Origin of the sequence: Mycobacterium sp., assembly GCF_049280035.1 — a bacterium.
In the GTDB taxonomy this organism is placed as follows: domain Bacteria; phylum Actinomycetota; class Actinomycetes; order Mycobacteriales; family Mycobacteriaceae; genus Mycobacterium.
In genome coordinates this window covers 1-3,766 of record NZ_JBAPPI010000640.1, presented here as the reverse complement: position 1 = coordinate 3,766, position 3,766 = coordinate 1, and the positions used below count along the sequence as shown (strand labels likewise).

At 67.0% G+C, this 3,766-nt stretch carries 3 protein-coding genes; all 3 read left to right on the top strand.

Annotated features, from left to right (window positions below; translation table 11 throughout):
• Positions 1-1,391 (top strand): cytochrome c biogenesis protein ResB (locus tag WAN71_RS20650; protein ID WP_422227113.1); only part of this gene is annotated, 1,391 nt, incomplete at its 5' end.
• Complete coding sequence (gene ccsB, locus WAN71_RS20645) at positions 1,388-2,362, top strand: c-type cytochrome biogenesis protein CcsB (protein ID WP_422227112.1); 975 nt, start codon at positions 1,388-1,390, stop codon at positions 2,360-2,362. The genes WAN71_RS20650 and ccsB, both read left to right, overlap by 4 nt.
• A 97-nt stretch (positions 2,363-2,459) precedes the next feature.
• Positions 2,460-3,749, top strand: coding sequence for a MinD/ParA family ATP-binding protein (locus tag WAN71_RS20640; protein WP_422227111.1), 1,290 nt, complete (start codon positions 2,460-2,462; stop codon positions 3,747-3,749).
• Positions 3,750-3,766 lie beyond the last annotated feature (17 nt).

Here is a 3,766-nt window from a genome sequence, read left to right as displayed (position 1 = left end):
GCTTCTGGTTCACCGCCATCTACACACTGCTGTTCGTGTCGCTGGTGGGCTGCCTGACCCCGCGGACGATCGAGCATGCCCGCAATCTGCGCGCCACGCCGGTGCCGGTGCCCCGCAACCTGACTCGGCTGCCCAAACACGCCACCGCCACGATCGCCGGCGAACCCGACCAGCTGGCAGCGACGATGGCCGACCGGCTACGAGGCTGGCGGAAGGTCACCCGCAGCGCCGACGGAGACATCGAAATCTCGGCCGAGAAAGGCTATCTCCGCGAATTCGGCAACTTGGTCTTCCATTTCTCGCTGGTGGGCCTGCTGGTGGCGGTGGCCGTCGGCAAGCTGTTCGGCTACGAGGGCAACGTCGTCGTGATCGCCGACGGCGGTCCGGGTTTCTGCTCGGCGTCACCTGCCGCGTTCGACTCGTTTCGGGCCGGCAACACCGTCGACGGCACATCGCTTCATCCAATCTGCTTGCGCGTCAACGACTTTGCCGCACACTACCTGGCGAACGGGCAGGCCACGTCGTTCGCCGCCGACATCGACTACCAGGCCGGCCGTGACCTCGCGAACAACAGTTGGCGGCGCTACCGGCTGGAGGTCAACCACCCGCTGCGCGTCGGCGGCGACCGGGTCTACCTGCAGGGCCACGGCTATGCGCCGACATTCACTGTGACCTTCCCCGACGGACAGACCCGCACCTCCACGGTGCAATGGCGACCCGACAACCCCCGCACGCTGCTGTCTTCGGGCGTGGCGCGTATCGACCCGCCGGCCGGCGCCTATCCCGACGCCGCCGAACGTCGTCAACACCAGATCGCCATCCAGGGTCTGCTCGCGCCGACCGAGCAGCTCGAGGGCACCCTGCTGTCGTCGAGCTTTCCCGCGCTGAACGCCCCAGCCGTCGCCGTCGACATCTACTCCGGTGACTCCGGCCTGGACACCGGCCGGCCGCAGTCGCTGTACACCCTGGATCCGCGTCTCATCGACCAGCACCGGCTCACCAGAGCCAAGCGGGTCAACCTGCGTGTGGGCGAACAGGTGCGAATCGATCAAGGTCCGGCGGCGGGCACCGTCGTGCGTTTCGACGGCGCCGTCCCGTTCGTCAACCTGCAGGTCTCGCACGACCCCGGGCAGATTTGGGTGCTGGTATTCGCGATCACAATGATGGCCGGGCTGGTGGTGTCGCTGCTGGTGCGCCGACGGCGGATATGGGTCCGGCTCACACCGACCGCGCCCGGTACGGTGAACGTCGAGCTAGGCGGCCTGGCGCGGACGGACAACTCCGGCTGGGGCGACGAATTCGAGCGGCTCGTCGGCCGGTTGCAGGACGGATTGCAAACGCCGGCAGTCGCGCCCAGCGAGCCCGTCGGGACCGGAAGGAGCCGCCAATGAACACCTCGAACGTCAATGTGGACCTGGCGCGCAATTCGGATTGGGCGTTCACCTCCGCGGTGGTGGTGCTGGTGGTGGCCTTGTTGCTCCTTGCCGTCGAACTCGCCTATGCCCGCAGCCGGCGTGCCGAACGGGTGTTGGTCAGCGCCGGATCGGTGGTCGCCGACAGCGCGACGCCGGGCGTCGTGCTGGACGCCCCGCGGCGGCCGTTCGACGAACGCGTGGGGCGGGCCGGGCTGCTCCTGGTCTACGCCGGCACCGGCCTATTGCTGCTCTGCATCGTGCTGCGCGGTCTGGCCACCACGCGGGTGCCGTGGGGCAACATGTACGAGTTCATCAACCTGACCTGCTTCTGCGGCCTGGCCGCCGGCGCGATCGTGTTGCGCCGACCGCAGTACCGTCCGCTCTGGGTTTTCTTGCTGCTGCCAGTCCTGATTTTGCTGACGGTGTCGGGTCGCTGGCTCTACACCAACGCCGCACCGGTGATGCCCGCGCTGCAGTCCTACTGGCTGCCCATCCACGTATCGGTGGTCAGCCTGGGCTCGGGAGTGTTCCTGGTCGCGGGGGTGGCCAGCATCCTGTTCCTGCTGCGGACCTCTCGGCTGGGCGAGCCGGATAGCCCGGGAGCGTTTGCTCGGATGGTGCAGCGGTTTCCGGACGCGCAGACGCTGGATCGGATCGCCTACCGGACCACGATCTTCGCGTTCCCGGTGTTCGGCTTCGGTGTGATCTTCGGCGCGATCTGGGCCGAGCAGGCCTGGGGTCGGTATTGGGGCTGGGATCCCAAGGAGACGGTGGCATTCATCGCGTGGGTGGTTTACGCCGCCTACCTGCATGCTCGGTCGACGGCGGGCTGGCGGGACAGGAAAGCGGCCTGGATCAACGTGGTCGGTTTCGTGGCCATGGTGTTCAACCTGTTCTTCGTCAACCTGGTGACGGTTGGCCTGCACTCCTATGCTGGGGTGGGCTAGGCCGACATCCGGGGGACCGATCGGCGCTTCGATATGTTGGCCTAACAGGATCGTTCGCCAACAAGCGACCGAGTGTTGCGACAAGGGGAAAGAGCACGTGTCTGACCATCCGACGCAGAACGCGAATCCGGGAGTGTCGCGCGGTCGCGAAGACCATCCGACCACCGAGTTGCCGCCACAGCCACCACCACCGCCAGCCGACGAGCCGCCGACCAGGGCGTTTGCCGGATTTCGCACCGAACGGCGCTTCAGCGAGGCTGTGACGCGGGGCGTGCCGCCCCCAGAAACCAGCGTCGAACCGCGGGCGTGGGCAGCCACGCCGTACAAGGGACTGCCGCCGATCGTCGATTCGCCGTCGCAGAACTACGGCGGCTATTACAGCGGCCAGCCGTCGGCCGCGCAGGCGAACACGGGCTACCGGCAGGCGGTGCACCCGCCGTCGCCGTATCCGGAACTATCGACCAGCACCCTGTTGCGGCAGGTCAAGCCTGCGCCGTCGGAGGGTTGGCGTCGCTGGCTGTACGTCTTGTCGGGACAGCTGATCAACGTCGGCGAAAGCCCCCGGGTGATGCGCTACAACGATCTGACCGTGCAGGTCAACAGGCCGCTGCGGGGTTGCTACCGGATTGCGATGTTGTCGCTGAAGGGCGGCGTCGGCAAAACGACCATCACCGCCTCCCTGGGGGCGACCTTCGCGTCGATTCGTGGTGACCGGGTGGTGGCCGTGGACGCAAACCCCGATCGCGGCACGCTGAGTCAAAAGGTGCCGTTGGAAACCCCGGCCACCGTGCGCCACCTATTGCGCGACGCCGAGGGTATCGAGCGCTACAGCGACGTCCGCAGCTACACTTCGCAGGGCCCGAGCCGGCTGGAAGTGCTGGCCTCGGAAAGCGATCCGGCCATGTCTGACGCGTTCAGCGCCGAGGACTACTCGCACACGCTGGAAATCCTGGAGCGGTTCTACGGCCTGGTGCTCACCGACTGCGGGACCGGGCTTTTGCATTCGGCGATGACGTCGGTGCTGTCGAAGGCCGACGCTCTGATCGTGATCAGCTCGGGATCGATCGACGGCGCGCGCAGCGCCTCAGCGACCCTGGACTGGCTCGACGCGCACGGCCACGAGGATCTGGTGCGCAATTCGATCGCGGTCATCAACGCGGTGCGGCCGCGGTCGGGCAAGGTCGACATGCAGAAGGTGGTCGATCACTTCTCGCGGCGGTGCCGTGCGGTGCGCCTGGTGCCGTTCGATCCGCATCTGGAGGAGGGCGCGGAGATCAGCCTGGACCGGCTGAAGCGGGAAACGCGGGAAGCGCTCATCGAACTGGCAGCCGTTGTCGCCGACGGTTTTCCGAACGATCAGCGCCGATCCAACGAGCACTTCATCTAGCGCGGGTTGTTATCGCC